31 protein-coding genes and 1 pseudogene are annotated in these 25,749 nt (G+C 41.4%); 14 read left to right on the forward strand and 18 right to left on the reverse strand.

The window, feature by feature from the left end; all coding sequences use genetic code 11:
* Positions 1 to 111 precede the first annotated feature (111 nt).
* The 6 genes from NWE91_09070 to NWE91_09095 all read right to left on the reverse strand — a co-directional run bounded on the left by NWE91_09070 (position 112) and on the right by NWE91_09095 (position 5,049).
* Positions 112 to 813, reverse strand: coding sequence for a hypothetical protein (locus NWE91_09070; protein ID MCW3986537.1), 702 nt, complete (start codon positions 811 to 813; stop codon positions 112 to 114).
* Between the two features lie 113 nt (positions 814 to 926).
* The gene (locus NWE91_09075) at positions 927 to 1,394 is read right to left on the reverse strand and encodes an EVE domain-containing protein (GenBank protein MCW3986538.1); all 468 of its coding nucleotides are present in this window, start codon (positions 1,392 to 1,394) and stop codon (positions 927 to 929) included.
* A gap of 86 nt (positions 1,395 to 1,480) precedes the next feature.
* A complete protein-coding gene (locus NWE91_09080) occupies positions 1,481 to 2,536 on the reverse strand; it encodes a hypothetical protein (GenBank protein ID MCW3986539.1) in 1,056 nt (351 codons plus the stop codon).
* A gap of 266 nt (positions 2,537 to 2,802) precedes the next feature.
* Positions 2,803 to 3,177: a hypothetical protein gene (locus tag NWE91_09085; protein ID MCW3986540.1), complete on the reverse strand. Its 375-nt coding sequence runs from the start codon at positions 3,175 to 3,177 to the stop codon at positions 2,803 to 2,805.
* A 179-nt stretch (positions 3,178 to 3,356) separates the two neighbouring features.
* Positions 3,357 to 4,445 carry a DNA polymerase IV gene (gene dinB / locus NWE91_09090; GenBank protein ID MCW3986541.1) on the reverse strand — a complete coding sequence of 363 codons (1,089 nt, stop codon included), beginning with the start codon at positions 4,443 to 4,445 and terminating at the stop codon, positions 3,357 to 3,359.
* Positions 4,429 to 5,049 (reverse strand): hypothetical protein, encoded by a 621-nt coding sequence (locus NWE91_09095; GenBank protein MCW3986542.1) that lies wholly within the window; start codon positions 5,047 to 5,049, stop codon positions 4,429 to 4,431. The genes dinB and NWE91_09095 overlap by 17 nt, the downstream gene beginning before the upstream one ends.
* A 421-nt stretch (positions 5,050 to 5,470) precedes the next feature.
* Between NWE91_09095 and NWE91_09100 the strand changes: the two genes are divergently transcribed.
* A complete protein-coding gene (locus NWE91_09100) occupies positions 5,471 to 5,626 on the forward strand; it encodes a hypothetical protein (GenBank protein ID MCW3986543.1) in 156 nt (51 codons plus the stop codon).
* Between the two features lie 107 nt (positions 5,627 to 5,733).
* On the opposite strand, the gene NWE91_09105 is transcribed toward NWE91_09100, so the two are convergent.
* Positions 5,734 to 6,267 (reverse strand): cysteine hydrolase, encoded by a 534-nt coding sequence (locus tag NWE91_09105; GenBank protein ID MCW3986544.1) that lies wholly within the window; start codon positions 6,265 to 6,267, stop codon positions 5,734 to 5,736.
* Between the two features lie 158 nt (positions 6,268 to 6,425).
* Here NWE91_09105 and NWE91_09110 point away from each other — a divergent pair, with 158 nt between their 5' ends.
* Entirely contained in the window at positions 6,426 to 6,821 is a 396-nt protein-coding gene (locus tag NWE91_09110; protein MCW3986545.1) for a hypothetical protein, read from the forward strand.
* Positions 6,822 to 6,850: 29 nt separating this feature from the next.
* Here the strand turns inward: NWE91_09110 and NWE91_09115 are convergent, their stop codons facing one another.
* Complete coding sequence (locus NWE91_09115) at positions 6,851 to 7,465, reverse strand: alkylmercury lyase family protein (protein ID MCW3986546.1); 615 nt, start codon at positions 7,463 to 7,465, stop codon at positions 6,851 to 6,853.
* A gap of 385 nt (positions 7,466 to 7,850) precedes the next feature.
* On the opposite strand from NWE91_09115, the gene NWE91_09120 reads away from it, so the two are divergent.
* Together NWE91_09120 and NWE91_09125 are read left to right on the forward strand one after the other, a co-directional pair.
* Complete coding sequence (locus NWE91_09120; GenBank protein MCW3986547.1) at positions 7,851 to 8,132, forward strand: PadR family transcriptional regulator; 282 nt, start codon at positions 7,851 to 7,853, stop codon at positions 8,130 to 8,132.
* Positions 8,133 to 8,168: 36 nt separating this feature from the next.
* Positions 8,169 to 8,912 carry a radical SAM protein gene (locus NWE91_09125; protein MCW3986548.1) on the forward strand — a complete coding sequence of 248 codons (744 nt, stop codon included), beginning with the start codon at positions 8,169 to 8,171 and terminating at the stop codon, positions 8,910 to 8,912.
* Between the two features lie 144 nt (positions 8,913 to 9,056).
* On the opposite strand, the gene NWE91_09130 is transcribed toward NWE91_09125, so the two are convergent.
* Entirely contained in the window at positions 9,057 to 9,572 is a 516-nt protein-coding gene (locus tag NWE91_09130; protein MCW3986549.1) for a gamma-glutamylcyclotransferase, read from the reverse strand.
* Positions 9,573 to 9,774: 202 nt separating this feature from the next.
* Here NWE91_09130 and NWE91_09135 point away from each other — a divergent pair, with 202 nt between their 5' ends.
* Together NWE91_09135 and NWE91_09140 are read left to right on the forward strand one after the other, a co-directional pair.
* A complete protein-coding gene (locus NWE91_09135; protein ID MCW3986550.1) occupies positions 9,775 to 10,173 on the forward strand; it encodes a low molecular weight phosphatase family protein in 399 nt (132 codons plus the stop codon).
* A 326-nt stretch (positions 10,174 to 10,499) separates the two neighbouring features.
* Positions 10,500 to 11,744: a 2,3-bisphosphoglycerate-independent phosphoglycerate mutase gene (locus NWE91_09140; GenBank protein MCW3986551.1), complete on the forward strand. Its 1,245-nt coding sequence runs from the start codon at positions 10,500 to 10,502 to the stop codon at positions 11,742 to 11,744.
* Positions 11,745 to 11,746: 2 nt separating this feature from the next.
* On the opposite strand, the gene NWE91_09145 is transcribed toward NWE91_09140, so the two are convergent.
* Positions 11,747 to 12,865, reverse strand: a complete 1,119-nt coding sequence (locus NWE91_09145) for an ATP-NAD kinase family protein (protein MCW3986552.1) — start codon at positions 12,863 to 12,865, stop codon at positions 11,747 to 11,749.
* 492 nt (positions 12,866 to 13,357) lie between these two features.
* On the opposite strand from NWE91_09145, the gene NWE91_09150 reads away from it, so the two are divergent.
* Together NWE91_09150 and NWE91_09155 are read left to right on the forward strand one after the other, a co-directional pair.
* A complete protein-coding gene (locus NWE91_09150; GenBank protein MCW3986553.1) occupies positions 13,358 to 13,510 on the forward strand; it encodes a hypothetical protein in 153 nt (50 codons plus the stop codon).
* Between the two features lie 232 nt (positions 13,511 to 13,742).
* Positions 13,743 to 14,318, forward strand: coding sequence for a transglutaminase-like domain-containing protein (locus tag NWE91_09155; GenBank protein MCW3986554.1), 576 nt, complete (start codon positions 13,743 to 13,745; stop codon positions 14,316 to 14,318).
* 553 nt (positions 14,319 to 14,871) lie between these two features.
* Here NWE91_09155 and NWE91_09160 read toward each other — a convergent pair.
* Positions 14,872 to 15,438, reverse strand: coding sequence for a hypothetical protein (locus NWE91_09160; protein MCW3986555.1), 567 nt, complete (start codon positions 15,436 to 15,438; stop codon positions 14,872 to 14,874).
* Positions 15,439 to 15,872: 434 nt separating this feature from the next.
* Here NWE91_09160 and tdh point away from each other — a divergent pair, with 434 nt between their 5' ends.
* Positions 15,873 to 16,949 carry an L-threonine 3-dehydrogenase gene (gene tdh, locus NWE91_09165; GenBank protein MCW3986556.1) on the forward strand — a complete coding sequence of 359 codons (1,077 nt, stop codon included), beginning with the start codon at positions 15,873 to 15,875 and terminating at the stop codon, positions 16,947 to 16,949.
* Between the two features lie 278 nt (positions 16,950 to 17,227).
* On the opposite strand, the pseudogene NWE91_09170 reads toward tdh, so the two are convergent.
* The 3 genes and pseudogenes from NWE91_09170 to NWE91_09180 all read right to left on the reverse strand — a co-directional run bounded on the left by NWE91_09170 (position 17,228) and on the right by NWE91_09180 (position 18,107).
* Positions 17,228 to 17,467, reverse strand: a pseudogene (locus NWE91_09170) (TRAM domain-containing protein).
* A gap of 53 nt (positions 17,468 to 17,520) precedes the next feature.
* Positions 17,521 to 17,811, reverse strand: coding sequence for an OB-fold nucleic acid binding domain-containing protein (locus NWE91_09175; protein MCW3986557.1), 291 nt, complete (start codon positions 17,809 to 17,811; stop codon positions 17,521 to 17,523).
* Entirely contained in the window at positions 17,808 to 18,107 is a 300-nt protein-coding gene (locus NWE91_09180; protein ID MCW3986558.1) for a hypothetical protein, read from the reverse strand. Before NWE91_09180 ends, NWE91_09175 begins: the two co-directional genes overlap by 4 nt.
* A 382-nt stretch (positions 18,108 to 18,489) precedes the next feature.
* Here NWE91_09180 and NWE91_09185 point away from each other — a divergent pair, with 382 nt between their 5' ends.
* Positions 18,490 to 18,774 (forward strand): hypothetical protein, encoded by a 285-nt coding sequence (locus tag NWE91_09185; GenBank protein MCW3986559.1) that lies wholly within the window; start codon positions 18,490 to 18,492, stop codon positions 18,772 to 18,774.
* A 554-nt stretch (positions 18,775 to 19,328) separates the two neighbouring features.
* Positions 19,329 to 20,228 carry a tetrahydromethanopterin S-methyltransferase subunit H gene (locus NWE91_09190; GenBank protein ID MCW3986560.1) on the forward strand — a complete coding sequence of 300 codons (900 nt, stop codon included), beginning with the start codon at positions 19,329 to 19,331 and terminating at the stop codon, positions 20,226 to 20,228.
* On the opposite strand, the gene NWE91_09195 is transcribed toward NWE91_09190, so the two are convergent.
* The gene (locus tag NWE91_09195) at positions 20,197 to 20,859 is read right to left on the reverse strand and encodes a cobalamin-dependent protein (GenBank protein ID MCW3986561.1); all 663 of its coding nucleotides are present in this window, start codon (positions 20,857 to 20,859) and stop codon (positions 20,197 to 20,199) included. The genes NWE91_09190 and NWE91_09195 overlap by 32 nt on opposite strands.
* A 128-nt stretch (positions 20,860 to 20,987) precedes the next feature.
* Between NWE91_09195 and NWE91_09200 the strand changes: the two genes are divergently transcribed.
* Positions 20,988 to 21,167, forward strand: coding sequence for a CooT family nickel-binding protein (locus tag NWE91_09200; protein ID MCW3986562.1), 180 nt, complete (start codon positions 20,988 to 20,990; stop codon positions 21,165 to 21,167).
* Between the two features lie 99 nt (positions 21,168 to 21,266).
* Here NWE91_09200 and NWE91_09205 read toward each other — a convergent pair whose 3' ends face one another.
* On the reverse strand, positions 21,267 to 21,659 hold the full coding sequence (locus NWE91_09205) for a thioredoxin (GenBank protein ID MCW3986563.1): 393 nt from the start codon (positions 21,657 to 21,659) through the stop codon (positions 21,267 to 21,269).
* A gap of 504 nt (positions 21,660 to 22,163) precedes the next feature.
* On the opposite strand from NWE91_09205, the gene NWE91_09210 reads away from it, so the two are divergent.
* On the forward strand, positions 22,164 to 23,183 hold the full coding sequence (locus tag NWE91_09210) for an acetylserotonin O-methyltransferase (protein ID MCW3986564.1): 1,020 nt from the start codon (positions 22,164 to 22,166) through the stop codon (positions 23,181 to 23,183).
* 172 nt (positions 23,184 to 23,355) lie between these two features.
* Here NWE91_09210 and NWE91_09215 read toward each other — a convergent pair whose 3' ends face one another.
* On the reverse strand, positions 23,356 to 24,183 hold the full coding sequence (locus NWE91_09215) for a DUF362 domain-containing protein (GenBank protein ID MCW3986565.1): 828 nt from the start codon (positions 24,181 to 24,183) through the stop codon (positions 23,356 to 23,358).
* A gap of 39 nt (positions 24,184 to 24,222) precedes the next feature.
* Positions 24,223 to 25,245, reverse strand: coding sequence for a C45 family autoproteolytic acyltransferase/hydrolase (locus tag NWE91_09220; protein MCW3986566.1), 1,023 nt, complete (start codon positions 25,243 to 25,245; stop codon positions 24,223 to 24,225).
* A 189-nt stretch (positions 25,246 to 25,434) separates the two neighbouring features.
* Between NWE91_09220 and NWE91_09225 the strand changes: the two genes are divergently transcribed.
* A complete protein-coding gene (locus tag NWE91_09225) occupies positions 25,435 to 25,695 on the forward strand; it encodes a helix-turn-helix domain-containing protein (protein MCW3986567.1) in 261 nt (86 codons plus the stop codon).
* Positions 25,696 to 25,749: the final 54 nt, after the last annotated feature.

The following is a 25,749-nucleotide window of genomic DNA, read 5'->3' on the forward strand; positions in this document are numbered from 1 at the left end:
TTCTAGATGTTCTGTCATTCCCGTCCTTGGTTAAAACCTGTTTTTTCATGATATTAAGTTCGGGAAGTCGTATTTCAAAGTTGTCGGACATTGCTGAATTATCGTTCTGTCTTATTGATGGAGAATCCTGTGTCGATATGTGACAGCTACTACAACACCCATTGTTGAAGCAATCTTGATGATAACACTGCTGTATGGAATAAGCTGAGGAACGATGATGATTGAGACTACTACAAATAGAACCGAAATGATTTTTGATCTGTATCCGCTACCGAAAGCTGTCTCATAAATTTCCTTAAAGGTGCCAAAGAGTCCTTTGATCGCTCCTAAAAGCGTAAATCCAAAATCCAGAAGCCATGTTATGTTAAAAACCAAAGGAAAGAGTGCACCGAGTTGATGACGGAATAACATAGTGATTGCAGGTAGAAATATGACAAAGACAAACCCTGCGATAAGAAATGCTGCCAACAATCCTTCTCTCTTGTAGAATTGAGAGAATACTAATTCAAATCCAGCCATGAATTTCGCCATGCTTAGTGAGATGAAAAAGATGACTATATTGACAAATCCAGACACTGCCCATAGAGCAGGAAATGGACCATAGTCTGGGAATGGAATCTGAAAAGCATAAGACCCTATGATTACGCCGAGGATGTGGCTCCAGATTTTGCTTAGACCTAGAACCTCGGACCAGAAATCGGAAAAAACTTCTGATATCATAGCATAAATGCATACGAAAAAGGTTGTTGCCAAGATAATTCGACCTGCAAACAAAACTTCAGGGAGAAAAAGAACTTCAGTAATCAATTGCATCTTTGGTCTCCGCCTATTGACTACAAGATTGAGTACTGAAAACAGCTTCTAATAAATTCTGTCCTGATATGCATAAAATGTGCGCGCATGCATTTTGGGATACATGTGCGAAGTTAGCTTTTCATAACAGCTTTGCATATCGTGTTGAAGTCTTCTTCTGTAATTCTGATTATGGAAACTTGAACATATTGATTCCACGTTCCTCCTTTGTCTGCAATAAAAACTATGTCGTCTATGAAATTAGGTTTAATCCATTTGGCTTTGTCTTCGATTTCCTTAGTTGAAAATGAGATTCGTGGAGGATTTTTGCTTTCATGGATTATTCTGAGATTGATTCTGTAAGGAAATAGAAATCTGCGTTTGCCTTTAGTCCAACCGATGTCTTCTTCGCTAAAGTAGTGCTTACCTACAAATTCCGCTACTGCAACGAATTTCCCACCATGAGTATAGACTACAGCCTTGTCACCGCTTTCAAGGAACTTTTTCAATGTTACATAATATCTAGCGTCCATACCCCATACGCTATTTTTTCTACAGATTTCCCAATTATCAGGTGATGTTGAAATACACCAGTATCTCACAATTATCCCAGATACGGCTTATGAGCGACCTCATATAATATTTTTAAACAACTATTTCTAACACTGCGCGCGCGTACGCACTGTTTCTATCTACTATACATCCACACGAGGTATTCACTTGTTGATGAAAACGTCTTGTCCATGTAATCAGAAAAGACACGATAGACGTAAACATCGCTTCCCATCGAAGGTTTCCAATAATCCAACCAGTTGTTGATTTCAGTAGTAATGTCGTTAAATTCTATGTCACCCCAGAAATCGTGGCTGTAATAGTTTCCAGCAGGATCGAAAATAACTAATTTGTCCCCTGAAACGAGGATCTGAACAGCTAGATGTGCTGAAGTTGAGCTAGATATCCCGATACACTCTATCCAGTTTAGTGAACAGTACGATCTTATCAGAGAGCAAAGAAGTATTGCTTGGTCTTCACAATCTCCTTTCTGGAGATCTAATGTTTCATTTGCGAATTGCCACATTTCTGTTGAATAAGATACCCCGCCTGAAGGATCATAAGGAAGCACTGGATATAGCCCGTCATACCTATATTCTATGTTATCTACAACCCATTGATACATTGCTTTGACATCATCCCAGAATTCGTTCCAATCAGAAGTGTTGCTCCATCCCCCAGTTATGTCCAGTACTGTTACAATAACGCTTGAATCTTGAGGAGTCACGAAAGATTCTACATCGGGGTGATTTCGTCTTTGATTGATTTCGTCCCTTAGATTTTGGTCTGCTGTGACATATCTGTTGTATTCGTCTTCCAGAGAGGTATATTGAGACTGTAAATTATTATATTGTAACAGCAACGTATTGTACTGCTGTTCGAGTGTCAGATAATCTTGATATTCTAGCAGTAGTGTGTCGTAGTCTCCTTGGAGTTGTGTGTATTGCTTGTTCAGAATCGCATGAGTTTCAAACAAACTTGTGTGAGTTGTGTTCAGATCTAGGAAAGTAGTCTCAAGGTTTGTGTAGTTAGCTCCTAAGGTTGAATATGAAGACTGAAGATTGGCAAAATCATCGAGCAGACTGGTGTACTGAATTTGAAGAGTGGTGTGGTTATTTGAAAGCGAATTATGGATAGATTCTAAGGCTTCATACTCATTTTCTAAGGCTTCGTAATTGGAAGTGAGAGACAAGTGTTCTCTATTCAGAACGAAATAGAAGATTGACTGAACTGAAATTATAGCAATCAAAACAGAGCACAAAATGTACCATTTGTTCAAATTTTTCATCTTCCTTGTTAGGAAAGACAATTCACCATATATTAAAGCTCTGCGCACGCCCTTCACTTTGAGAGATTTTGTGGGAGTCTCCGATATTGAGAGCTTGGGGCCTTATGTCAAAACCCAGTGGAGAGACTACCAAGGAAAATTCTTGAAAAAAGGATCTGAGATAACGCATGTCAATCTTTGAAATGTGCTAGTAAAAGAAAGATTAGAAAGAGCAAACCTAGAATTCCAACCACCATAATAATAGGATTATTAGTTGCAGCAGCAATTACAGGTATAACGATGCTTCCTCCAATCAAGAGCGCAATAATGAAAGTAGCTATTAAGGCATTTGTCAGAGACCTAGGAAATTCCTTCTTCTTGCTAGTTCTTTTTCGCTCTGCTTCTTTCTCTGTAGCTTTTTGCCTTTGGTACCAAAATGGTTCTTTAGGTAGGGATATGCATTCATGGTTTTCCGGAAGCCTGTGTTTAGCACAGAAACTTAGACTACAATAAGGACATGCAAAGGGAAGAGGGACCTCTTCACCACACAATTCACATTTTGTCATGGTTTACTATCAGACTTTGTTGTATGCTGCTTCACATTATATGACTATTGTAGAATAAATGTTGCTCGTTTTAAAATCAGTTGAAAAGCAAACCTTCGTAGAGAATGAAGACTATTGGACGACATTCAGTTTATAGGACTTCTGATGGTGAGTATTCGAAGCTTCCAGAACGGAAATGATTATAGGTTCAGATTTTTTTGTCCCTTGTCAGATTTGAGATTTGACACTCGTACACCTACTAATCTTACCTTTTTATTCTCTTGAAGATATTTCTGAGCAAGCTCTTCAGCTGTTTTTTGCAGCTCTTGCAGAAAATTTGTGAAGAAGGGCAAAGTCTTTCCGTGAGTGAAAGTTTGAAAGTTTCCGAACCTAATCTTAACCGTGACCGTTTTGAAAAGTATCCCATATTTGACAGCTCTTTCATGGATTCTTTGGCATGTATCGTTTATTCTTTTCAAGATGATATCTTGATCACTTGTATTTGTCGCAAAGGTACTTTCATGGCCTATAGATTTTCTCATCCCTTTTCTATTTCCAACTTCTGATACGTAGATACCATGTGCCCATTGATGAAAGCGTCTTCCCATGACTCCTAACTTGTCAATAAGTATAGAAACGTCAAATGCTGCCAAATCACCTATTGTTCTGATTCCCAACTTGTTCAATTTGCTTTCTGTTTTCTCGCCTATCCATAACATTCTTCTCACAGGTAATGGAGCTAAAAAACTCTCCACATTGTCTTCAGTGACAACAGTCAAACCATCAGGTTTTTTGAAATCGCTGGCAATCTTGGCTACAAGCTTGTTTGGTGCAATACCTATAGAACAAGTTAGCCTTTCATTCCATAACACATCGTATTTTATGCATATTGCAAGTTGAGTTGCTTCTTCAAAGTCTTCCACTTTTGAACTGATGTCAAGAAAAGCCTCATCAAAACCCCATTGCTGAAACTTCTCAGAATAGTTTCTCAAAATAGCCATGAGTCTCCTAGACACTTCTTTATATAATGAATAGTTGGATCTTACATAGATAGCGTTTGGACAAAGCTGCCAAGCTCTTGAAATCGGCATACCTGAATGAACGCCGAATTTTCTAGCTTCATAATTACAGGTTTTAACAACTCCTCTGCCTTTACCTTTATTCGGATCAGCGCCTACAACAACTGGCTTACCTTTGAACTCTGGATGTTCTCTCTCTTCTATGGCAGAGAAGAAATGATCCATGTCAACATGAAGTATTATCCGTTTATCTTTAGACGAAATTTTCATATTGATGGTCCTCTACTAAGAATCTGTTAAGATCAAAGGAAACAATCCTTACTCTGATCAGTCGAAGCGGAACACCCTTTGCTATCAAGTCGTTGTACGTTTTCTTCTGTTTATCCATCAACTTCGCATTACGACCACATTTAATCTCAATAATTTCCAAGTCGCCTTCAACGATTGGCAACTTGAAGACATTTCCTTGTTTCAGAGTTCCAATTCGCAATCTTGCTATAGAAGGACAAGCATTTTCTTTTATTCTCCTTATTTTTCCTGTTCCTTTAAGCTTCAATAATAAGCCATCAGGAGTACAATGGTTCTGCTCTAAAATGCCAACGGCGCTGGCATATTTGGAAAGAAGCTCCCTGTTTGCATAGAAACCATGAATTATAAAGTCCTCTCTGAAATAATCAAATTTGAAAAGCTTCGTGTTAAAAATCCATGCATGTTGTTTGTAGTCATTTCTGCTGAGCACAACATAATCCCAATCCTCTTTTTTGATTAGCCTCGGAGCCAGTTTATTTCGTACAAAACTCCTTGCCAACTGCTCGCCAATAGCTCCTTTCAAGCCATTATATTCAAGATGTTTAAACCGATACTGCAAAGCCAACGCCTAACCAATTGAAAGTCTATAACACTTTTGAGCTACACTTGGAACATTTTCACTCATTCTATATCACACAAATCATACAGACTCTAGTTTTGCAGTTTGGACATTCATAACTGATAGCAACTTGTTTTTTACACTGAGAACATTCTCTGAGTATTGTGCCGGTTTTTGCTGTCATTTTAGAACCTCAAGTGAACATGGAAGGCTTGCGATTCACGGCGTGCATTTGTGAAGGAAGGCCATCAATGGGCTTGAGTCTCACATTCACTAAGAGAGCGATGAACCGCAAGCACTGAAATACTCAGCAGAATTTCTATTTAATGGCTGTGAGGCAACGAATACTTAGAAAAGTGGAGAGTAGAGTGAAAGTTAGAGCTTTTTAAGAGAGCTGTTATAGAGTTTTGCACAAGATGAAGCTGAGTTGAAAGAATACATGTGCGTAGAAGTCAAACATCACAAGGATGTAGCCAAAACAATTGAGCAATTTCAAAAGAATGGTCGGAATCTCCACACCTATCAAGTGACTGGTCGTGACATCTGGATCAATCATTACTTGCTGTTTGAGAAGGGCAATTGAGAAGAATAGTCAACTCATTATCCTCTTCTTTCTTTGACTTTCTACTTTGTAACTAAGGGAAAATCTTAGAATTTTATATTTCCTAGACTAGGTTATAAAGTAGAAACTTAGAATATTACTTCACTTTCGTTCTTCAGAACTACGAAGAATCCACTCAGGACATTGTTATGATGCTCGATTATCTGTTCTGCTGTGAGAATTGAAGAATCCCAGGTACTATGAGAATCCTTAACTAAGATGACTTCATAACCTAGATTAAAGGCACTACGACAAGTAGTGTCAATGCAGTACTCTGTCTGTAAACCTACAACAACCAGTTTCTTGATGCCTCTAGATTTTAATTCATCATTCAGATTTGTTTTATGAAAGGCGTCAGGAGTTCTCTTTTGAATCACAACATCATCTTGCATCGGTTCTATAGAAGGATGAATTCGCCAACCAGCAGTACCATACTCGTCTGGATCGCCGCTACCGCCATTATTTTGGATAAACACAATAGGTATTGATGACCTTGCCTTAGAAATTAGGTTTTTCGCTTTCTTCAAAAGTTCATTTCCTTTGTAGATTGGATTAGGTTCCGAGAAATTCCCTACTTGCATATCCATGATTAACAACGCAGCATTTGTCATTTGTTTCATCATTTTTGATTATCCTTACATATTGCATATAAATCTCTCTTCTGTCTCCTCAGCCTCTCAGTTCCCAATAGTCTCCCTATAGTGGTGGCTTGAACACATTCGAATGCTTAAACAAATGATCCTCATAACGTTTAAGTAATTCTTCTTTGTGTAGTCCAACTATGGTATTTTCTAGTATAGATGAAAACAAGAAATCTAAACAGGAATTATTTAAAATTCCAGAAGAATTCAAGATAGATTTCTTAAAACGGGAGATTAGAGTTGAAGTCAAAGATGCATCTATTGAGAAACTATCATTGTCTAAAATTATTTCGAAAGCCAATAGAATACAGTCTCGTGAACTTTTAGAAGAAATAGCAGAATATTATGCCAAAAATAGGTGGTTTCTTGCTGCAGGCAACATATATGAGCTTGTAGGAAGAACTGAGTCGCTTCGAAAAGCAGAAAAATGCTACGCAGGAGGAGAAAACTATCTTTCAGCTATAAGAGTCTGTAGAACCATTGGAACTCCTGAAGCATTGAAAAGGGCTAATGATTACAACTGTAGAACATGTTAAGAGTTCTTCCTGCAAAACTACCCATTATTTCATGTTTGTATAGTTTCAGATTTAAGTAGATGTAAAGGTTCCCAATAGCCTTTTCTGGCCAGCTCAAGGCTTTGTTGAAGAGTAAGCATTATGCCAAGCTCATTAGGGTTCTTGTCTCTCCACTCATCTACATGCCCAGAAGAAGTGAAGAAATTTATGTAAGGGCAAAGAGTTGTGATACAAGGACCTTCACCCTCTTTGCTGGCACCCAACCACATGACGGTAGATGAAGGCTCCATAAAATCGATAGTTCCTTGAGACACCTTTATTCTTATTTGTTGATCGCAATGAAAACATGAAGAATCGATTTCTATCGGCAGAAAAAAACCTTCAATCAAAGCGTCAAGAGTGCAGGCTACGTAAACCTGTCTTCCGCTTGGAATCAAAACTCTATGACGAGTTTTGTAATCTACTTGACCAAAAATTTTCTTGCCTTTATAGATTTCCTGAAAATATGCTTTCAACTGCGGCTCTTTTAGACACTTCTTAATATATTCTTGAAGAAGGTCACCATACTCGCCTAAAGTCTGTGGAATCTGGCTTAGACGATCCAACACCCGAAGCCTTGCTCCAAGGTTAGGTAGGATTTGAATCGAGTATGAGCTATTAGACATAGAACTCAACCTCAAAGTAACTCAAGGTTATCTCTTCTCTTAAAGATTGATGCTAGTGGTCAAGTCTACTTGGCTACCCTTTCAAACATTGCCGCCGCGTGCGCATTTTAAGATTTATTAGAAATTCAAATTAGTTTAGAAAGTAGAAACTTAGAAACCTCTACTGTAGGTATAGAGTTCATCAACTACAACATGAACAGCAAGAAGCTTCAGCTTTCACTTTCTTTTTCTTTGACTTGTTTCTTTTCTTCCATCTCAATCACCTCTGATTTGTTGGATGTCCTATATTGTGCTAAGGAAATATATAAATGTATAGGACGCCCAATATTAAACTATGAACAAGAAATGCTGCCCAGCGCCTCCGAAATGTTGTGATATGCGTGGCATGCTGTCCTTCTACATACTCTGGGTTCTATCAAAAAAATCTATGAATGGACAAGAGATTGCTGAAGAGCTCGGGAAAAGAAGAGGTACGAAACCAACAGCAGGAACAATATATCCCGCGTTAAAAGAGCTTCGAAAAAAAGGACTGATAGAAATGGAAAGAAAGGGCAGAACAACCAACTACACGTTGACAAAGAATGGCAGAGAAGAAATGGAAAAAGCTTGCAGATACTTCTGCAGTGCTTTTGGAGAGATTGTCCACGAATATGAGGAGAAACAATAGAAAAATTTCATGATCAACTTATGTACATGTGGTTCTATGATCATCAAAGAAACCTACGCAAAAACAATCCTATCAAAATCCAAAATCTCAGACTACACGATAAACCCATACATCGGCTGTGAACATGGATGCACCTATTGCTATGCACGGTTTATGAAGAGATTCACTGGTCATAAGGAGCCATGGAGTACATTCGTTGATGTGAAAATCAATGCCGCAACTCTACTGAATCGTGAAATAAAAAGGAAACAACCTGGCAGAGTTTGGGTGAGTGGAGTATGCGATCCATATCAACCCATCGAAAAAAAATATCGAATAACCCGGAAGTGTCTTGAAATCCTGTCGAAGCAGGATTGGCCGGTAACAATCCAAACTAAATCTCCTCTTGTGTTGCGTGACTTAGATTTGCTGATGAAATTCAGTGACCTTGAGGCAGGGTTTTCAATAGCTACAGCTGACGAAAATATCAGAAAGATTTTCGAGCCCAACTCACCTACAATTAGAGAAAGGATTGATACTTTAGAGAAACTACACTATTCAGGTCTTAAAACTTACGCGATGATAGCACCGTTACTCCCAGGAGCTGAAGAATTAGTGACGCTTCTAAGCGATAAAGTTGATCATGTGCTAATCGACAGAATGAACTATCATTATGCTGATTGGGTCTATAAAAAGTATGGACTGGAATATGCGATGACTGACAGATTCTTCAGAGAGAAGAAAGAAGAACTTGCCAGAGCATTAGAAAGGAAAGAGACTCCTTATCAACTACTATTTTAACACACCTACAACAGACTTTCTAATTTATAATTTCTAACTAGAGGAAAAATCTTAGAATCTTCTATCTTTAACTAGGTTAGAAAGTAGAAACTTAGAAACTTCAGGCCATGTAGTTAACCTATGTATTTATGCTCTTTTCTGAAGCTAACAATGAGAATAGCAAATTAAGTCTCCTTCAATGTTTGGATTGTTCTCAAGGATAATACCTCTTACCTTAATGAAGTATTCAACTCCCATTTTGTGTTCTCTGATGCCTTTCAAGATATGATTAGCATACTTAGAATTTGTTCTAGGTCTTTCTTCTTTGTTGACAACAACATATGTTGTTGCAAGCATCTTCTCTCTTGTGTCATTCAATGCATCATCAAGCCTTATCACAACAAAATCATCGATCCTCTTATAAGACTTTGAATGCGCCCCTTCAAAACTATCTAGACTCGGCATTTTATCTTCTGGTATCTCAAATAGACAACCAATGACATAATCATCAGCATTAGCTTTTACGACATCAGAAACTCCAACTCCATCTTTATTAGTATGGGTGAAAGCCAACTTGTATCCTCTCTTTATTGCTAGCCCAGCAAACCTGGCAGCATCTTTTAGTCTTTGATTAATCCGCTTTTCATGCATATTGGAACCATACTGCCAGACCTTTACCATAGCAACATCTCATTATAACATTCGCCTGTGTATGTTAGGCATAAGAGTATTGCTTGATATTTGATGCGCACGCGCGAAGCTATAGAAAGCAGAACCCGCTAAGTTTCTCGTTCTAGAAATCCTTAAGCAAAAGGAAGAATTGCGGAATCTATAAAGCCTCGAGTCAGTCTATACGTTAGAAACTTACGCCAACGGGATTTGTATGAAAATTTTGATTGTGTGCTCGGGAAATGCTTATCGGAGTCCAGTAGCAGAAGCTTTACTGAAGAAGTCCAAGCCAGAGATCGAGGTAGACTCTGCAGGGACAGATCCAGCAATTCCAATATCTGAAGCTGCAAAAACGTATTTAGCAAAAGAAAACGCTCAAGAATATCTGAAGCGTGCCCCCGAGAGTTTAGATGAGAAAGAACTTGGGAACTACGATCTTATCGTAGCTATGAAGCCTAAACACAAAGAAAGTATCTTGAACGTGTGCCCACAATGTGCAAGCAAAATTGTTGTGTGGAACATTGACGATCCGTACTTTTTACCCCATGGATACGCTGGGAAGATATTCAATCAGATCAAAGATAAGGTTGCAGAGTTGGCCAATTCACTATAAAAAATGGCAAGGGAGCTTGCAACGCATGTTTCATACATTGTGCGCGTGTAAAAACGATAGGTTAAAATAGTTTAGAAAATAAACTAGACAGCAAGGTGAAAAACAAAATGTCTTGTTGTGGATCCAAAAAAGCAAAACCCGAACCTGACGATCCATGTAAATGTGGAAGCGGAAAGAAGTATAAAGAATGCTGCGGACAATAAGCATGCAAAAGTAGCCAAGAAACATATCACACCTTTTTTCTTTTAAACACACACCTTATAATCAAAGGCAAACAGCAACTCTAATTATGCTGAGCAAATAATAGAGGGTAAAGTGAACTATCCGTGAAGGTCGTTCTCATTATCGCAGATGGAATGGCGGATGTTCCCCTCAAAGAACTAAACGCCAAAACCCCCTTAGAAGCAGCTGAAAAACCATCCCTCAATCGTGTAGCAGAGTTCGGCATCTGCGGCATGATAGATGTCATAGCACCAGGCATTCCTCCAGGAAGCGACACAGCTCACCTTGCCCTACTGGGCTACAATGTAATAGAAGTTTACACTGGAAGGGGAGCATTAGAAGCAATTGGCTCAGAAATAGACATTCTTCCAAACGACTTAGCTTTTCGATGCAACTTTGCCACTGTCGACGAGGAGTTCAAGGTAATAGACAGAAGAGCTGGAAGAATAGAGAACGATGATGCAGCGAAGTTGACAGTTGCTATCAAGGAATCACTTCGAGCAGACCCACCCCAAGTAGGTGACGTGCTGTTTAGAAACACCGTTCAACATCGCGCAATACTGCGCCTTAGCGGGCCAAACCTGTCCATCATGGTTTCTGACACCGATCCCCATAAAACCGGAGTCAAAGTATCAAATGCTCGTCCTCTTGAAGGAAGCAGAGAAGCAAAAAACACCGCGGACATTCTAAATAAGCTCACACGTCAATTCCACGAAGCACTGAAAAATCATCCGGTGAACAAAGAAAGAAAGAAGAAAGGACAACTGCCGGCTAACATGATTCTTTGCAGAGGCGTTGGACAGCTACCTGAGATTGACCCACTTGCCCTCCTTTATGGGATTCGTCCAGCAGCAATCGCAGCCATGCCTCTTGTAAAAGGTGTTTGTAAAACTGCTGGGATGCGTTTGATTTCGGTTCCAGAAGCTACGGGAACGTACGAAACTGATGTCATTGCGAAGGCAAGAGCGGCAGTAAGTGCTTTGCAATCCTACGATTTTGTGCTTGTTCATGTAAAAGCTACAGATCTTGCAAGCCACGATGGCAAGCCTGAGAAGAAAATAGAGATGATTGAAAAAGTAGATGCATTGGCCGGTCACATCATAAAAAATGTTGATATGGACGAGACGTTGATTGTGGTGACTGCGGATCATACAACTTCGTCGATAAGGAGGGCGCACAGCGGTGAGCCAGTGCCTGTTGCGATTATGGGACATGGCGTCCGTACAGATGATGTTAAAGAGTTCGGTGAAAGGGCTTGTGCAAAAGGAGGACTTGGTCGAATCAGAGGGCAAGACTTGATGCCTATACTTGTCAACTTGCTTGGAAAAGCTGAGATGGCAGGCTCCTAATTTTATCTGATCCGTAATAGTCTCCATTCGCGATAGTCTGTCGCTACTTTTATGTATCCTCTGAGCATCTTATCCACTTGTGCATCACCTGTGTCGACTCTCAAAACTCCTCCTTCAATGCTTCGAATTTTGCTTCTGGTCGCCAACACGATAATCTTCTCTTTTTCAACAAGTCTAATAATTCTCGGACTAATCTGCTGATTACCTCGCCCGAACAAGATTCCTTGTCTCCCAATCGGGGAAACAACAATCCACGTGCTCTGCCAATCGTCTATTTCTTTCATCAATATCCGCTCGTTAACATCCTTTACCACTCTGCCTTCGTGGTAGATGTCAACTCCAAGGAGAGTTTTTTCCACCCCCAGAAAGTCCGCTACACATTTTATGGTGGTGCCGGGGCCGAGGATACATGTGGCTTCAGGGCCAATCTCTTCAACTATGAAACGAGCGACAGCTAGTTGATTTTCATGTTCATCTAACGTCTCTGGCGATACCTGTTTGCTTCCTTGAATGCGCATAGGCAAGAAAGGACCTTTTAGAAAGCCATAGAGCCGAATGTTGAAACGGTCGCTTCTGATGACTGCCTCATCTGCGTCCATTATCTCAAAGTCTGCAAGTTGGGCTTCTTCTTTGAGAAAGGCCTCAATGATGTAGGCTGCATCTTCAGGATTGATAGCAAATATTCCGCTATACATTTTCACGCCAGACGGAATACCCAGAACCGGTACGGAGCCTAAACCGGATAACGCGTCTAGAACGTCTCTTGCCGTGCCATCGCCGCCTACGAAAAGAATGAGGTTGACCTTGCACTCAGCCATCAACCTTACCGCCTTTTTGGTGTCTTCTGCTGTTGTTCTGGTTGTTATTTTCATTGGCAATATGTCAGCTTCCAGACTCGTAGAATGAATCACTTCTTCGCCCATTGTGGCTGGGCATGTTACTAATTGGATTCTCTGATTTAGTCCAAGTTCTTTCAGTTTTTTCAAAAACTCTATTCCTCTTTCAGTGGCAATAGGTTTCGCTCCCATCTCAACGGCTTTTTCGAAGACGCCGTCTGTCCCTTTTAATCCGACTTTTCCACCCATGCCTGCAATGGGGTTTATAAGAAAACCTATTCTCATAATACGTCTTTTATCAAGACCCAAATATTAATGCATGCACATCTTGTTGAACTGTGGTTCGGGCTTGTTCTTCTATGAACTCCGCGAAATGCAAGCATAAGAATAGTCTAGGGCTTCTTCAACCATAGACGCGCTTGAAAGCCTTCTCCGTCAGTACATGCATGCATGCAGATTGATAAAAACCAAACCAACAACCAAACCAACGTCTCTAACTAACGGTTCTGGAGTGGAAAGGGGATTTGGTTTTATTTGTTGTTGGTTGATTTTTTAAAGGGTAAAGGAGTGTAGTGGGGTTTGGTGGCTTAAAGCCTCAATTGATGGAAATATCATGGTGTCTACGTAGTTCCTAATTTGGAGCATACGGTTTAACCGTATGTTAACTTACTAAAAACGCACAAGTATATAGGAGAGAGACATAAGAGATGCATGCGAAGGCTCGGGCTGAGAGATGGAGAATAAAACGAGAAAGAGAACTTGAAGGAGAAATTAGTAATGCCAATAAAAGTATCCCAAGGTAAGCCCCGATTCACAATCTACATATATGACAATGAACACCGAGGCAAAAAACACATCCTGCAAGTACATGCGGACGATAAAACTGCGCTTGTAGATGTCGCAAGAATGATAGAGGATGCACTAGCATGAAAACCACTGAGTATTTCCTGTTAGATAGGCAAGGAAAAATCAATGCGCGCGCGTGCAAACAAGCTAAAGAGACGACATGGAAACGGGAAATGCGATGGTTGTGCTTTTCTATGTTAGCAGTGGAGCTGTCTCCCGATTTCCCCGCGAACTCCCTTTTTTCTTTTTTCAACTGACCATCAATATCCGCTGATACCAAAGCCTATATCAAACCACAACAAAACGATCAGTTGAGATGCATCGCCCTAAGCTTTCGAGAAGGCAAATCAAAATTCTCGTGTGTGTATCAATAATCGCGGCTGTCGTTATAGCGTTTTTCTATGGCTCTTGGCTTAATTTCCAGACGTACTACTTGGGCGTAATGAAAGACCTGAACAGTTCTGAAACCAAAGCATACATGCGCAATAAGATCAATGGATCCCACAACTTTATTGAACTTCTGAACTGGACAAGTCAGAATCTCAATTGGTCCGAGGAGAGCTTTACGCGATACTCTAAGCCTCAACAGATTCTGAACCAAGGGAAAGGCAGATGTGGAGAATTCACTATTGTTTATATAGCTGCCTGTTTGGCGTTTGGCTATGAGGCCAGAATCGTTGTTTCCCGGCAATTCTATCAGATTGGTCACGGTTTTCATACATGGGCGGAAGTGAAATTGGATGGCGTTTGGACTCACGTCGATCCCAGTCCTACAGCTTTCTGGAATGACACTTCACGTTACAGAAGCTGGAATTGGGGACCAAGAATCACACTGAACGTTTTTGCTTTTGAAGATGGCCAAATTGAAGATGTCACTTCACGATACAGATAAGCAAACGCAACTCTCTTTTTTCTAAAAACTGTTAGTAAACGGGCACTCATATGCATGCATGCAAATTCAGAAAACCAGACATGGACGCTTGTGGCATCGGGGAACAGACCAAAGGGTGCTTAGGACTCGTAGGAGCTCAGGCGCAGTCCCATATTCTCCGCAGAAGCCTCGAAACGCAGGGTTCGAGCGCGTAAGAGGGAGAGCGAGCCAACACCAGGGGATATCCACACCCGATTCAAATTGAACACATGAATTAAAAGGTTGAACAACCGTTTTTCAACGGTTGAAAAATCCTGAATTTCCCATGATTTTCTTAAATGATGGTGCACTGTTCAGAACAAAGCTTTGAATTGATGAAGAAATACATAGATATTCCTGACAAAAATCAGAAACTAGGAATCTAGAATCAAATTTCAGTTCTGGAGAAGTGAAACTAATATGCACAAATTATGAGACTTGCCTAAAAGTGGCGGGCCCGTGGGTACTCGAAACGAATTTGTAGCGGGTCCTTCCTTAGAAGCTTACACACCATTAACGAGCGCGTGCTCTCTGTCTAGAGCTGGCAGGGTTTAGCGATAATCTCCTTGATCACCGTGTCAAAGAGTCTATGTGAGTTTGCAGGCTTGATGACAACAGCAGTATCTGCACCCCTTCCTGAACCAGCAATCGCTATCACGTCTTTATCTGCAGGAATTACTCCAGCATCCGTGGCCATCGCAACGATCTCAACTGCTACTTTCGTTCCCTGACCAAACATCCGCAACGTCTGCGCTATAATGCCCACAGGAAACATCGTATCAAACTTGGCTTGTATAGCTCTATTTACCCCTGAGAAAGCATGCGTAGCTATCACTATTTTGCCTCCACTCGCTCTAATCTTCTCTTGAATTTCGTTGATAAGTTCTTGTACGCCGGGTTCCTTGAGACCCGTAACATGGGGTACTACTACAACGCTGTTACCCTTGAAAACCTCGAGTGCTTTAACCGCTGTATTGCCTCTTGTGCTGGCCACTACTATATGCTTAATGCCAAGCTCATCAGCACGAATCTTCGCTTCTTTAAGCGTTTCATCTGTATTAACCTCTCCAGGACCAGGGAAGTATAGAACAGACTTTTTCAAATACAAACACCAACACATAGAATGTGACACATACTTATATCGATTCACCGTATGCATGCATCCACTGTGAGGAGGGATTCAAATCCCACCCTCTCACTTTTCAGGCAAAGCTCATGATTTGTGCATATGGACGATTCCTCGTCGAACCAAAAAGCAATGTCTGGACGTCTCTTAGGCTTAGGCGGCATCTCACTAGAAAAAGGGTGTGAAATTAATCCCGGGATTAATTACCCCCCTCCCCCCCTGCATGTATGTATGCCTCAAGGGAGCCCGCACGGAGCTGGATGAAGCAACCGAAAATAAACGTGGATTTAATTTCAAACGGCCCATGTTACATATGATTTTGCAAAGCTTGTTTTAGATAAGTTTTTTAGCATAAAAGCTAAATGGATTATTTCTCTCAAGCTTATGCCAGCTTGTATGCATACGGAGAGATGAAGAATATGTATGCTGTTGTTAAGACAAAACGAGCACCTGGCGCAGAAGTCACTATTGTGAATATTCCGAAGATTGAAAGAAGCGAAGTTCTTGTAAAAGTTAAAACAGCTGCAATATGTGGCACAGATGTTCATATTTGGGATTGGAATAAGTGGGCACAGGAACGAATGAGGAAAATCCCATTAATATTTGGACACGAGTTTTGCGGTGAGGTTATAGATATAGGCGTAGACGTAACCAGTGTAAAGGTTGGCGACTTTGTATCCGCAGAGACACACATAGTAGACGGCACTTGCTATCAATGTCAAACCGACCGCATGCACGTTTGTCGACATATGGAAATATTAGGTGTTGACAGAGACGGCGTATTTGCAGAGTACGTTGCCTTACCCGAGAGAAACGCGTGGAAAAACGACCCGAAACTTGATCCAGCAGTTGCATCCATCCAAGAACCCTTGGGAAATGCCGTTCAAACAGTCTTGCCGAAGGACAATGTTGAAGACATTGCTGGAAAAGACGTCGCTGTCTTAGGCTGCGGCCCAATCGGATTGATGGCTATTGCTGTCGTTAAGACGTTAGGCGCGGCAAGAATTTTCGCCACTGCAGGTGGTTCAAACAAAATGCGCATGGATTTAGCTACGAAAATGGGGGCAGACTTCGTTCTTAGCGCCAGAGAGGAAGGCGAGAACATTCCTCAGAGAATACTTACCGAAACCGATGGAAACGGCGTCGATGTTGCTTTAGAAATGTCAGGATCTCCGATGGCTTTGAAGCAAGCCTTCGAGATACTAACGCCTGGTGGAAGAGTTTCCTTGCTAGGGCTCTTCGATACATCAGTCATGTTTGATTTCAACGATGCCATGATATTCAAGGCGGCAACGGTGTATGGCATTTCTGGCAGACGCATGTTCCAAACTTGGCATCAAGTCAAGGGTTTACTCTCCAATTCAGAGTTTAGAAATAAGATTGCGTCCATAATTTCGCACAAACTTGCCATGGAGGACGTAGAGGAAGGCATCGAGTTAATTAACTCAAAAAAAGCCGCGAAGGTTGTCTTAGAGCCTAAATGGTAAAAAAAATATTGAAAAATTGAACGTCGTAGTCTGTCGTGTTTTTCTTATTCGGTTTCTTCTTCCGTGGATTCGCCTTCTGCAGTTGTCTCAACTGTTTCAGTTTCCTCTGTAACTGCCTCTGTCTCAGCCTCGACAGGTTTCTCTTCTGCCTCTCCGACTGCCTCTGTAGGTTTCTCTTCTGCTTCTTCAACCGCTTCTGCTTCAGCGATCTCTTCTGTTTCAGTTTCCTCTGTAACTGCCTCTGTCTCAGCCTCGACAGGTTTCTCTTCTGCCTCTCCGACTGCCTCTGCCTCAGCAAATCTTCTGCTTATACTGGTTATGCGTATTCTCACATGGTCACCCTGTTTCGTGTTTGGCACAAAGCATACTAAACCTTTGATTCGCGCTATTCCTTCGCCTCGGCGACTAATCTCTAGGATTTCAACGTCATACTCTTTTCCTATTTCAACTGGTTTTGGAGGAAAACGTTCAGAACCGAAGTTTCTGCCGCCTCTTCTTCCACTACTTCCATACTGCATTCTTTCACCTCTTTTCAATTCATTAATAGACATTTTGGCACAAGGTTTCGAAGTTACATCACGGTTAATTGTCCATATTTACCGACGTTGAGTTGGATTTCTCCGCGGAACGAGGTTACGTAGCCATTTTCGATTTTAACTGTGTCGTTTTCGTTGACTTCTTCGATTTGGTCGTTCCATAATGTTAGTTTTATTTGTCCAGTGTCGTCACTTATAATCGCCGTTGCTACGCGCAATGTTTCGTTTTTGTATCTAGACGTGACTTCGCGCGTTGCGGTTTTTTCAAGGACTTTTGCTTCCACGTCTACTCGCTTCAATCCATTTCTTAAATCCTTTATTTTCATTTTTCTCCTCCCGTATCATTTACTTTTTCCGCTAGGGCGAATTCTCTGTTGGCATTAGCTATTTTGACCATTAATCTTTCGCTGGTCTTAGATTCAAGCACGAAAAATTGAAATCTTCGCATTCTTGCCGTTTCGTCTTCGTGACTTCCAATGCCGCCAATCATAACTTCAAGTTTCTTTTCCTCTTTAACAGGGATTTCCTGCTCAAAAGCCATCTGATGTTGCTGGCTTTCTTCACCAAATCTTAGTAGCTGTTTTCCTTGTATTCTCGCTTTTTCTGTAAGCCATCTTGACATCTGTACGGTTCGTCCCTTAATGCGGTGCTAGCCACCAAAATGGAAACCACGTAAGGAGTGTTGCGACTTACCTGTTACATGGTGTTGTTCTGGTAAGCTAGTGGTGTTGAAGGAAGATTCCGTTGAATATAAGTTTTATTATCGTGCTTGCTATTGAAAGATTATGCATGCTTTACTAGCATGCTGGGTCTGGAGAATAGTATTTCAAGAATAGTATCTTCAGTTAAGGTGGAGCGCTTCTTAACTCCCCTTTTTTAGACTAAGAATTCCATTTGCTTTGGTTGTTCATGTTATTGAAGTAGGTTTGCTATATTTCAAAAACATTTATAGGCTTGAACTGCGTTTAATGGCATTGAACTTAATTTAGGTTGTGTGAATATAATTGAGTAGAGGTCAACCACCTGGAATAAGGATAACTCAAAGGGATTTAGCTGAAGGAAGTGAAGTTGATTTCACAGATGAGCAAGAATATTGGAACACATACAAGCTTTCTGATGGGACAACTCTGAAGGTCAAGCTAGTCTTGAATGGCGTGAAACGACTTAAGAAATGTAACCCTGATGGAATGCCAATATACCTGATTCGAAGCCAGAATATCGTCAGAACAGTTGATGTGCCAGCTGCGCTTAAAGCAAAGCCAAAAGAATCAACATTCAAGCCGGTGTAACTTGCTAATGATTGATTAATGAGTCACGCTCAACCAGCGCATTTAAGCAAGAAGCTCTGAAAGCTAAAAGCGAAACTAAAAAGCCAAACAGAAAAGGATTCCAGTGTAATTTATGCGGTTGACAAACGCAACAACGACTACACAAAAGTTTCTCGGATATGTCCTAAATGTGGAAATGAAAAGGCGTTTCGTTGGTTTTCAACCATTTCTGGTGAACATACAGGTATAAGACGAGAAAGAACAATAGAGCATTTCAAATGCGCAAAACGTTCTTACTCTTGTAGCACGAGTTCTTAAGGAGCTGCGTTCGCGGGATGCATTGGAAGCTCATGATGTTTCATCTGGAACATTGAGTAGGATCAAAAATGTGTTCGAGTTTGAGAAGGCATTAGCTGACGAGTGTGAAGGACAGTTATTTGTTTAGATTTGTGAGTTCCTTCGCTTGTGCGCGCAAGCGAGATTTAAAATGTGAATGCACTATAATTAATGCTGAAAGCACAGCTGTACAGTGATAGGGTGAAACAAAACTGTTCACGCTAGAAGCAAAACAGAAAATCTACCGAATCAACAACTTCAGAATCGGTGGACAGCCTGGAGAATTGCCTACCGTTCTAATCGGCAACATCTTCTATAAAGGCATGCCAGAAGTTTCAAACCACAGAGAAGGCAGTTTTGACAAAAAAACAGTTTTAAAATGGATCAGACTTGCTGAGACGATTTCCGAGAAAAGCGGAGTGCCCCACTTTCTAGACATTATGGCAATGTATCCAGAAGCAATAAGGAGATACATTGCCTTCGTTTCGGAGCAAACAAATACTCCTTTTCTAATTGACGGCGCTAATCCAGAGACGAGAATAGCTGCTTTAGATACTGTTAAACAACTTAACCTTGAGAAATACGTGATATTCAACGGAATTACGCCTAAAACCTCACAAAACGAATTAGTAGCCATCAAAGATGCTGGCGTCAACGCGGCGGTTGCAATGGCATTCAACGAATTCGATTACTCTCCAGAGGGCAGAATCAGCATACTGGAAGGTTCGACAGAATATATCGGACTGCTTGGCATGGCAAAAAAAGCAAAGGTGGAAAAAATCCTTATAGATACAATAGTTTTCGATGTACCTAGCATCTCTTACGCCGCAGAGGCTATCAAACTTGTGAAAGAACAACTAGGATATCCTGCTGGTTGTTCACCCGCAAACGCAATGTACTCTTGGAAACAGGCGTTGAAAGGTTCAGTTTTAAGAGAGGGCTTTGCAGCATCCAACGCATCTGCGCACACAATTGCTCAGTGTTGGGGTGCAGATTTCCTCATCTATGGACCAATAAAACAAGCTAAGAACATGATTCCTGCGTGTGCTGTCAACGACGCGATAATTGCTTACTATACTATGAAACGTTTCGGAACCAAACCGCTGGTCAAGAACCATCCGCTTTACAAAATCTTTTAGTGAGCAAAGCCTTGACTTTTTTCAAGCAGTCTTGCGCGTCAACTGCGTAAGCATCAAGTTCATACTCTCTACATGTCTGTTCGGAAACCGTGTTGCCTCCTATTATCACTTTTATTTTGTCTCGTAGGTTTTCTTTTTTCAAAATGTCCACTACTACTTTTAGGTATGGGATTGTTTCTTCCATGGATATGGAAATAGCTATAATCTGTGCTTCTTCACGAACTACAGCCTTTACAAAGTCCTCAGGAGCGACGTCTTCGCCTAAATTAATAACTTGAAAACCTGCTGATTGAAGTGTCGCGGCTACAATGTCTTTTCCTAAACCTTGAATGTTCCCTTTCAACGAGCCAATAACGATTTTCCCTTTCACTGTGGCGGGTTCAGCCTCTAAATATGGCTCAAGAACTTTGAAAGCTTCCCGCATCGCTGAGGCAGAAGACGCAACGTCAATAACGAAGTATTCCCTTCTTTCGTAACGTTCATCAACAGTTTTCATGGCTTTCATTAGTGTGTCCAAGGCCGTATTGACTGCGATTCCTCGGTTCATTATCTGTTCAGCAATTTCTTTTGCCTTTTTCATGTTACCAACAACAACAGCATCTTTCAGTTCTTCCAAGATCTTCTTACTCAACCCTTAACCTCACCAAGCATGAAGTCTGCATAACTACTTAGGATTATTAGTCTTTTCAACTTCTAGTCGTTGCACGTAGCGACAAGACTTATATTAGTTTTCTCATTCTACCATGAACGGTTTAGAACATGTGCGAATTCACAGTGTTTCTGAATAAAGAAATCGTTTACAGAGACGCAGTCTACGTTAAGCATGAGGGAAACAAGGTGCTGCTAAAAGACGTCTTAGGTGTTACTAAGACAATAGAAAACTGTAAGATTGTTGAAGTTGATGTGGGTTCGGAACGATTAGTTCTCGCTTCAGAGTAACAACACTGAAACATACAGAAAAAAGCTGAGTGGAGATAGTCATTTCTATTCATTGTGGTCATCCTCCGCAAACTGCAGGTCCTTTCAATAGTTCTTGAATCAGCTTATGTATGGCAGATTTAAAGGCGCGCTCTTCTCTGCACATTCGCGGTGTTTTTTGATCGCGAATTCTATTCCTTGGCGCAGATAATCCTTCGTCAGTACACCTACAATGTCTTGAACAGGTTTTCCTTGACAGAAGAACTTCAAAGTAGGTGTACCCATCATACCATATTTGGCAGCAGGCTCTTGGCTCTCTAGGCTCTTCATGACATCGAATTTCGCGAGTTTCAGTTTGCCTACAAACTCCTTTGAAAGTTCAACATAAACCGGCTCAACCATCTTGCAGTAGGGAGATTGTGGATGCCAAAACTCAACAATAACTAAATCCTTTGAGTCTGGAACCTCCTCTTTCCAGTTCGATGCGTTTGTCTCCACTATGCTATTGAACATTCCAAATTACGTAAATTCTCTCTTAACTTGGAGACTTAGTTATTTTCGTGACAAAGACGAAATCGCTCTACTTGAGGAAAGGCAAATAGGTAACTAGGTACCTAACCAAAACGAGGAAAACCGAGTGAAAATAGCGGTTTCCAGCTAGGCTGGAGACATCTCCCGCAACTCCCCATTTTTCTGGAAGAATTCCATGAAATACAAAGATAACTGTCTTTATAGGAATGCGCGCGCTCCCTTGTAGGGAAGGTTCAAATCCCACTCCTCCCGTCTAAAACAAAACTCTGTTCTATGTTGCACCATTAGAAATAATAGCCGAGAGTTAGTTCGAGACCCGGTTTAAACCCTTGATTTTTCCTTGAACCCAGAAATCCAATTGTAAGTTCATCTTGAAGTGGTGATGGGGTTAGTGCTGCACCACAGGTTGGAATTTTCTCCCAAAGACTCCTCGCGCATAAAACTTATGTTCTCACATCCCTATAACGCCGCTGGAGGAGAGAAGTAGTGACCCACGAATCACTCTCATCCCTTGAACCAAAGATCATCAAGAAGCTTGCAACGGCAGTCTATCCATCCTTTGCGATGCTGGCAGGAATGCAACTTGACGTGTTTACAACTCTCAAAGGTGGACCCTTGAGCGCTGAGCGGCTTGCCGACTCGATAGGTACCAAACCTGCCAAACTAAAGCCGCTTCTATATGCTCTTATGGCTGCGAGGCTGCTGACCATGAAAGGAGATATTTTCTCCAACACAGATGAAGCTAACCATTTCTTAGTCCGAGAAAGCCCCTACTATATAGGAGACCATGCATACATCAATCCACTAATAATGCTCGGCAATTGGGACGCTGCCCTCAAGACTGCAGAGTCGATTCGAACAGGAATACCACAGGCAAAGTATGATTTCTCAGAAAAGTCAGAAGAAGAATTGGAATCGCTCTTTCGCTGCACACGCCCAATTGCCGTCAGAGCAGGACTCGAGCTGGTGGCGAGATATGATTTTTCCTCCTACAGCACGTTGTTGGATGTTGGTGGGGGCTCGGGTGGACTTACCATCGCGATAACCGAGGCTTGCCCCAATATTCGGGCGACGGTAGCAGACCTTCCATCCGTTACGCCGGTCACACGACGTTTCGTGGAGGAAGCAGGCGCCACTGATCGGGTTCAAGTCATGACCGCTGACGTGGTGTGTGATCCACTGACTGGTTCATTTGATGTCGCAGTCTTAAGAGCACTTATCCAAGTGCTTTCGCCAGATCAGGCGCGTCGCGTAATTAAAACCGTAAGCGAAGTGATAAATTCAGGTGGGGTAATCTACATTCTTGGCCATATTCTGGATAACTCACGAATTTCCCCCCTAGAAGAGGTAGGGCATGGTATAGTCTATCTAAACGCGTATGACGTTCCTGCTCCTTACACAGAACAAGAGCACAGAGATTGGCTGACCGAGGTAGGCTTCAAGCTAATTGAGCGCGATACGCTACCGAATGGGGACGGTGTTATTAGGGCTCGAAAACCCGCTTGAGGCACAATGTCAATATACTATGGTGATGCGAGCGCAACAAGGATTTAAACCAGAGGTATGCCACGGAAATCCGAAAATTTCCTCTACTCCTCTTTAGCATACGCGCTGTACTTATGCCCATCCCAAAGTAAGAGTCTTTCAATCTTAAATTAAGCATGAGAAATCAAACTCGCTAACTTCTTTTTTTCTTTAGGCTTTTCAATTGTTGATGAATTCTTTCTTTAAGACTTTTCAAGGAACTTCCTAGAACTTCAATTTGGTTTACGTCTCCTTCTCCGAGGCCCCTTTTAATGGCTTCTTGTATCAATGGCATTTTCTCCGGATTCAAGCCAACAAGAGTGGCTCCAACAACCTCCACAGCAACTGCATCCCTGCCAACCAAAAGGATGTTTGTCTTTATTCCTTTATCCGAGGTCGGACAATAGGTGTAAGTGCCATCTAGGATGGCGAGGTCTATTCCACCTATCGCCTCATAGGTGTCAAGGAGGACTGTTACCAGCTTCTTGTGTAGCCTCGCTTTCTTTCGTTCTGGAATCAAGCCCAATAGATTCTTCAAGACAGTTCCTTTCTCATATTTGCGTAATGTATGAGTGCTTACTAGGACGTTGGGCTTGAAGAGGATATTTGAGAAGCTCATTTTTTCATCGGCTATGCTGACTTCTCTAGTGTTTATATCATCGGAGAGGTTGAACGGTACAACTCGTTCAGCGAAGAGCTTTTTATAGATTTGCAGTCGTTCTGAGCCAGTCCCTTTGTAATTATCTGACTCCGCTATGAAGATATGTGGAGCTCTGTTGAAGCTATTGATGATTGCATTAACTATGTTGACTGTGGGATGGTTCTTCTTCTTATGGTCGAAGATTCCTGGCTTGATAACGACAGATCTCCTTGCCGTGTTCAAATCGTCGATTTTCTCGATTAGTTTGAGAGCTTGTTTAAGCGATCTTTGAACATTTTCATCGAGTTCGAATATTGCAACTTTTGATGCCGTGCCTTCCACCTTCAGCTAAAATTAATATGCACGCTTGTTATGGAGGTCTCAATGCCTTTTGAGGATTCGAATTGCTTTGTTTAGACGGAGGTCTGGCTTGTATTTTGCTCTGCATGGATGTCCTTCCGCCCTAAATATTTGAGGTTTCTTCAGGGTGGCGACAATTGACCAGATCGTGCCGAGTTGAATCTTTTTCTGGTGGGAGCACACGTATCCGCTGTGGTTCGACAAGATTTTCTGGGCGGTTTTGACATCGATTTTTCCATCATGTTGTTTGAGTGCATCATAAATCGTTGTGTATCTGGGTACCGAGTCCCAGTTCAGTCCAGATCTTTCTTTTTGGTCTTCCATTTCTAGCATTTCAGGATGCAGAAAATGGTTAGTGCAGACTATGAAGCTGTCGCCCTCTTCGGGGTTGCGGGCTCTTACTTTGTCTGGAGAAGCTTCAATAACCGCCATGTTACCTTCCTTATCAGCGACCAAATAGTTACTTGTGGTTGAGAAGTGTGCATTTGAAAGAGTTTTGACACCTTCTTCCACGTTTGCACATTTATCAAGGACACATCTTATTATGAGGGGGAAGTTGATGCCTGGTTTGATGATTTTTTCTGCTACCCCTGTCATGGCTATTGCTAAATCTTTCTCGTTTACGCCGTCTTCTCTTCCAACAAAAATGTCTGAATGACCCAAGCTCCCATAGCCATCTTCAGGAAGGGTGAGATAGCTTGCGATGTATTTTTTAAAGCTGTAGTAGGAGTCATAGTTGCGTCCAAATACAACATCAGAACCGTTGAATGTTGCGAACACACTGCACATAGGCTCGACTTTGAAAGCCCCAATGCTTAGGAAGAAGGCTGTCAGCTGTTCGTATGAAGCGTGACAAGCCTCTGCGAATCCCTGTATTTCCTCCAAGATTTCTGGAAAAACTCGTCTAACCTCTTTTTCACTTTTTCTTCCAAAATCGAGCTTTTCAGTTGATTGTTCCGAGACTCTGAACCCGTGCTTGTACAAGATGCTTCCGTATTTGTAACCCATCTCATAATATGTGCCTTTGACTCTGGGATGAAACATGAGACATCGCATCTTTACCATTCCAATGATCCTTGCTCCAAAATAATCCTTTCCGACGCTTATAGCAAATTCTTAGGTATTATGCAAATTTTTTCTGCCAATAAGCAAACTTATTTGCTAAATGGCAAATACTATGCCTAATTGTAGGAGGCATTTAGTATTAGCGGCTATGAGAAAACTGAAAGGATTTTGAAAGCACTGGCTTCCAAATCAAGATTACAAATTTTGGAATGTATACAAAAAGGAGTTTCTAATCCTGGTCAGATAGCAAGAGAGTTGAAGCGACACAGATCAACTATTGAAAAGCATTTAAGAGTGCTTCTATCGGCAAAAATCGTTGAAAAAGTTCCATCATTGAGTAAAGGCGGTCAGTTAACAATTCGTTATACGATGCGAGAGAATACGAAAAAACTTCTATTCAGAATTCAAGAAGTTTCCCAAAACTTCTAGGAAGATCTGCTCTACTTCAGGAAACGTAAATAAGCCACTAGGAGAAAAAAGGGT

The sequence above is a fragment of the Candidatus Bathyarchaeota archaeon genome, assembly GCA_026014805.1.
GTDB lineage: Archaea > Thermoproteota > Bathyarchaeia > Bathyarchaeales > SOJC01 > JAGLZW01.